At 43.9% G+C, this 4151-nt stretch carries 4 protein-coding genes and 1 pseudogene; 2 read left to right on the plus strand and 3 right to left on the minus strand.

Annotation, left to right across the window (positions count from 1 at the left end; all coding sequences use genetic code 11):
• Positions 1–243 precede the first annotated feature (243 nt).
• The gene (gene rraA / locus A3757_RS16180) at positions 244–741 is read right to left on the minus strand and encodes a ribonuclease E activity regulator RraA (protein WP_068511588.1); all 498 of its coding nucleotides are present in this window, start codon (positions 739–741) and stop codon (positions 244–246) included.
• Positions 742–820: 79 nt separating this feature from the next.
• On the minus strand, positions 821–1366 hold the full coding sequence (locus A3757_RS16185; RefSeq protein ID WP_068511585.1) for a YaeQ family protein: 546 nt from the start codon (positions 1364–1366) through the stop codon (positions 821–823).
• Between the two features lie 200 nt (positions 1367–1566).
• Here A3757_RS16185 and A3757_RS16190 point away from each other — a divergent pair, with 200 nt between their 5' ends.
• Positions 1567–2727: a flavin reductase family protein gene (locus A3757_RS16190; protein WP_068553587.1), complete on the plus strand. Its 1161-nt coding sequence runs from the start codon at positions 1567–1569 to the stop codon at positions 2725–2727.
• 21 nt (positions 2728–2748) lie between these two features.
• Positions 2749–3846, plus strand: coding sequence for an acyl-CoA desaturase (locus A3757_RS16195; RefSeq protein ID WP_068511207.1), 1098 nt, complete (start codon positions 2749–2751; stop codon positions 3844–3846).
• 83 nt (positions 3847–3929) lie between these two features.
• Here the strand turns inward: A3757_RS16195 and A3757_RS16200 are convergent.
• Positions 3930–4151 (minus strand): annotated as a pseudogene (locus A3757_RS16200) (hypothetical protein); the annotation flags it as partial.

The following is a 4151-nucleotide window of genomic DNA, read 5'->3' on the forward strand; positions in this document are numbered from 1 at the left end:
GTAGAAGAAGAACTAACAGCAGGAGCAACTTGCCGGACATCGCTTCCTTCAAGCAACGATGCGTTTCCCGCTCTGGATGCAACCGTAAAAGTACTACGCTGCACACAGGTCGACGAAAATACTTTTCAAGTAGGCGCAGAAATTGTAGAAATCGCGAGTTAGGCGAAGCAATTTCATAAGCACATAAAAAAGCCCGTGAGCGTTTTTCTCACGGGCTTTTTTATGTGTTCGCTAAAGTCTCTACTAGGCTGGCATTTCCAACTTTTCAGGCGAAACAATAACACCATTATTATCGGCATAAACGTAGTGACCTGGTGTAAAGGTTACGCCACCAAAGGTGACCGGAACATTCAGATCACCAATACCACGCTTTTCAGTTTTACGCGGATTAGTGTTCATTGCCTGAACACCTAGCTGCGTCTGCCCGATCACATCAACATCACGAATGCAGCCGTAAATAACCAAACCAGACCAGCCGTTCGCAGCTGCTTTCTCAGCCAACATATCACCTAACAAGGCATTACGCATTGAACCACCGCCATCAACAACCATCACTCGCCCTTCGCCAGGTAAACCCACCTGTTCTTTGACGATAGAGTTATCTTCAAAACACTTTACCGTAACAATTTCGCCACCAAAGGCATCGATTGCACCGTAATTGTTCATCATCGGTTCCAAGACCTGAACTAAATCCGGGTACTCGTCGCACAAGTCTGGCGTAATGATTTTTGTATTGCTCAATGTTTTTCTCCTCGTTTCAATACATTAGATACACGGAGATTAACCGATTGCAGCTATATTCGTCCATCGCAAAAGACAATTATTCCTCGCCAAGCAGCCGCTCGATATTCAAGTCAACAACACTCTCCCCCAAGCTTACATTCAAACTTCCATCCTGAATCATCACAACGAGCTCCATCGTTCTTTCGACATGCGCAAGCAGTGGCTCGATATCAGCCATCTCTGCACGCAAGACAGACAAATTAGCTATACGCTTCAAATCCTTTGCTAACCCGTCGAACCAGGGGGCAACCTTTTGTCCGCCATAAGCCAATACAACAACTTTATCTGAGCGACCTGAAGCTTTACGGATACGTTTTAAATCAGGTAAGCCCAAGTCGATCCACAACTCTATTTCGTCGGATAAAGACTTGAGCCAGATATCCGGCTCATCATCAGTCGATAAACCCTTGGTAAAACTTAGCGCTTCATCTGCATACAATGAAAAAGCAAGCAAACGAAGCAACATACGTTCAATGGTTTCAGATGGGTGAAGTGCAACATTAAGCGAGTAGCTTTGGTAATGATCTCGATCAAAGTCACTTAGTTGCAAAGTAACTTTATAGATCGTGGACTTCAGCGCCATGGTATCCCCAAGATTCGTTAATAAATAAATGGGCATACTACACAGATATGAAATATTCCGCACAAATTAAATTGCTACAATCTCCACTACCAAAAAATTCGGCCACCTAAATTAGATGATCATACTTATGCGACTGACAATTCTAGACATAATAGAACAAAAAGCGTACAACTGTACCTCGAACTTAGTAGGAGGTCACTATGTCTAAAGGGATGAACAGCGAAAGCCCTATAGCAGAATCGCAAACAATCGCTCAGAAAGCTATTGGCTTCTTAAGCCGCCAACTTACCAATACCGGTAGCTTTGGTGTCTTTTTAGAGCCCATTATTCAGGTTTTTCGCCCAAATTGGCGTCACGGAAGAACTAGTGCTCAAGTACTCTTCATAAGAAATGAAACAGATGACATCTACACGCTGACTTTAAGGCCAGAAAAAAAATGGACTGGTTTTAATGCCGGACAATATGTACAGCTAAGCGTTGAAAAAGATGGCGCAATGCTAACACGTACCTTTAGCCTTTCCTGCTCGCCTAAACACTTTCTTCGCACAGGTGAAATCACCTTAACCATACGCGCAAATGAAGAAGGTGCTGTAACGCCATGGCTCAACCAAGCTTTGAAAAGTGGTGACACTGTTTACTTATCCGAAGCCCAAGGTGATTTCCAACTAAGCAACTCAGTAAAAGACAAAGTATTTATTGCAGGCGGAAGCGGACTAACCCCCATATTTTCAATGCTGAACGAATACCAGAGCAACGCTTGGTATAAGCAGGCTCAGTTGCTCTTTTATGTAAATAATAGCCAATCCCTATTCTTTTCCGAGCAACTTTCTCACCTTGAAGCGAAGGGTTTGCAGGTAACAACTATCTATAGTGACCACCAAGGTAGAATAGATCAGCAGCAGCTGGAAATGTTTGTAGAAGACATCAGCGAAAAAGAATTTTACGTATGTGGGCCTGGGAAAATGATTGAAATTACCCAATCGCTTCTAACGTCCAATACGGTTCCTGAAGCAGATATCCACTTTGAATACTTCGGCCAACAGCCTTTATCTCTTGAGGGAATGAATGCAGACGATGCCGATGAACTGATTCAAGTCGATTACCTGGACTCTCGAAAGCAAGTCACCTTTGACCCTCAGCAGTTTATCGAGTCTGACAAAGCTACCCTGCTGGAAATCTCAGAGAACCAAGGTTTAAAACCCGTTGCGGGTTGTCGAATGGGCGTGTGTCACCAGTGTATTTGTAAAAAGAAGACCGGGCGAGTCTTCAATACGCGAACCCAACAATATTCGGATACCGGAGAAGAAGAAATACAGCTTTGTGTTTCGGTGCCGGTTGGCAAAGTAGAACTTGAACTTTAAGAGATTAATCAGGAAGACATTATGAATCCGAACAATACTCAGAAGCCATCCCGAGAAATCTTAGACGGCTTTGCAGAAGAGCTGGACAAAGTTCGCGCAGACACCCTTAAGAAAGTGGGCGCAAGTGATGCAAAATACATTCGACGTTTAATCGCAATTCAACGCGGCAGTGAAATTGCTGGCCGAATCCTAATGGTAATGGGCTTTGTAAGCCCCCTATTATGGGTGTTGGCAGTTTTACTGTTGGCCTTAGCAAAGATTCTGGACAATATGGAAATTGGCCACAATGTACTGCACGGGCAATATGACTGGATGAATGACCCTAACATTAACTCCAGAAAATTCGAGTGGGATATTGCGGGAGACTCGGGCTCTTGGAAGCGCTATCACAACCACGAGCATCACACTTATACAAATGTTATCGGCAAAGACCGTGACTTTGGCTATGGCATATTCCGTCTTAGCGATGACCTGCCTTGGCGGCCAAAAAACCGCTGGCAGATATTCAGCTACCTAGGGCTTAGCACCTTCTTTGAAGCAGGGATTGCTTACCACGAAGTCGCTGCAGAAAGAATCTTTATGGGCAAGCGCCGCGAAACAAGTTCCCTGCCAATTAGCCGCAAGCAATTAAAGAAAGATTTCTTTAGCAAAATCGGCCGTCAAACCTTCAAGGATTACATATTCTTTCCTTTACTATGCTGGCCTGTGGCCGGGCAAGTATTACTCGGTAACTTAATTGCCAATATCCTTAGAAACCTTTGGACCTCTACCATTATCTTTTGCGGTCACTTTACCGAAGACGCTCATACCTTTACTGAAGAAGAAATTCAGGGAGAGTCACAAGGTGAATGGTATTTCCGTCAGATACTGGGTTCTTCAAATCTAGAGGGCAACAAGTTATTCCATATTATGACAGGTCACTTGAGCTGCCAAATCGAACACCATTTATATCCAGATGTGCCAGCACGTCATTACCCAGCAATGGCTGTTGAAGTTCAGAAGATCTGTGAGAAATATCAGATCCCTTACAATACGGGAAGCTTTTCAAGCCAGTATAAAACTGTTGTAGGACGGGTACTTAAATATTCCAAGCCTACTGCACAAGAAGCTATGGCTTAATACTAAGCTAAGTTTCTTTTCCTTTTACCCTTTAACGCAGCTAATGACCCCAATTGTTAGTTGCGTTTTTTTGTTGTAAAACGCTAAGCTGTTTGCGCCAGCTGGCCAGGATAAGTTATCTCTTGCTTTAAGCGTCTTACATGCAGCTCTTCGACAACCAGACTCTGCTTTTCATCTACCCCTCCACAGCAAGCCCTCAGGTATTCTAGATTTCCACTCACCTTAAAGCTCACATTACCAGATAACATTGCAGACTTAGATTCTCCCATACACTGCTCGTCAACCAAGATCGTATTCTCTCCCTG

The sequence above is a fragment of the Oleiphilus sp. HI0117 genome, assembly GCF_001635235.1.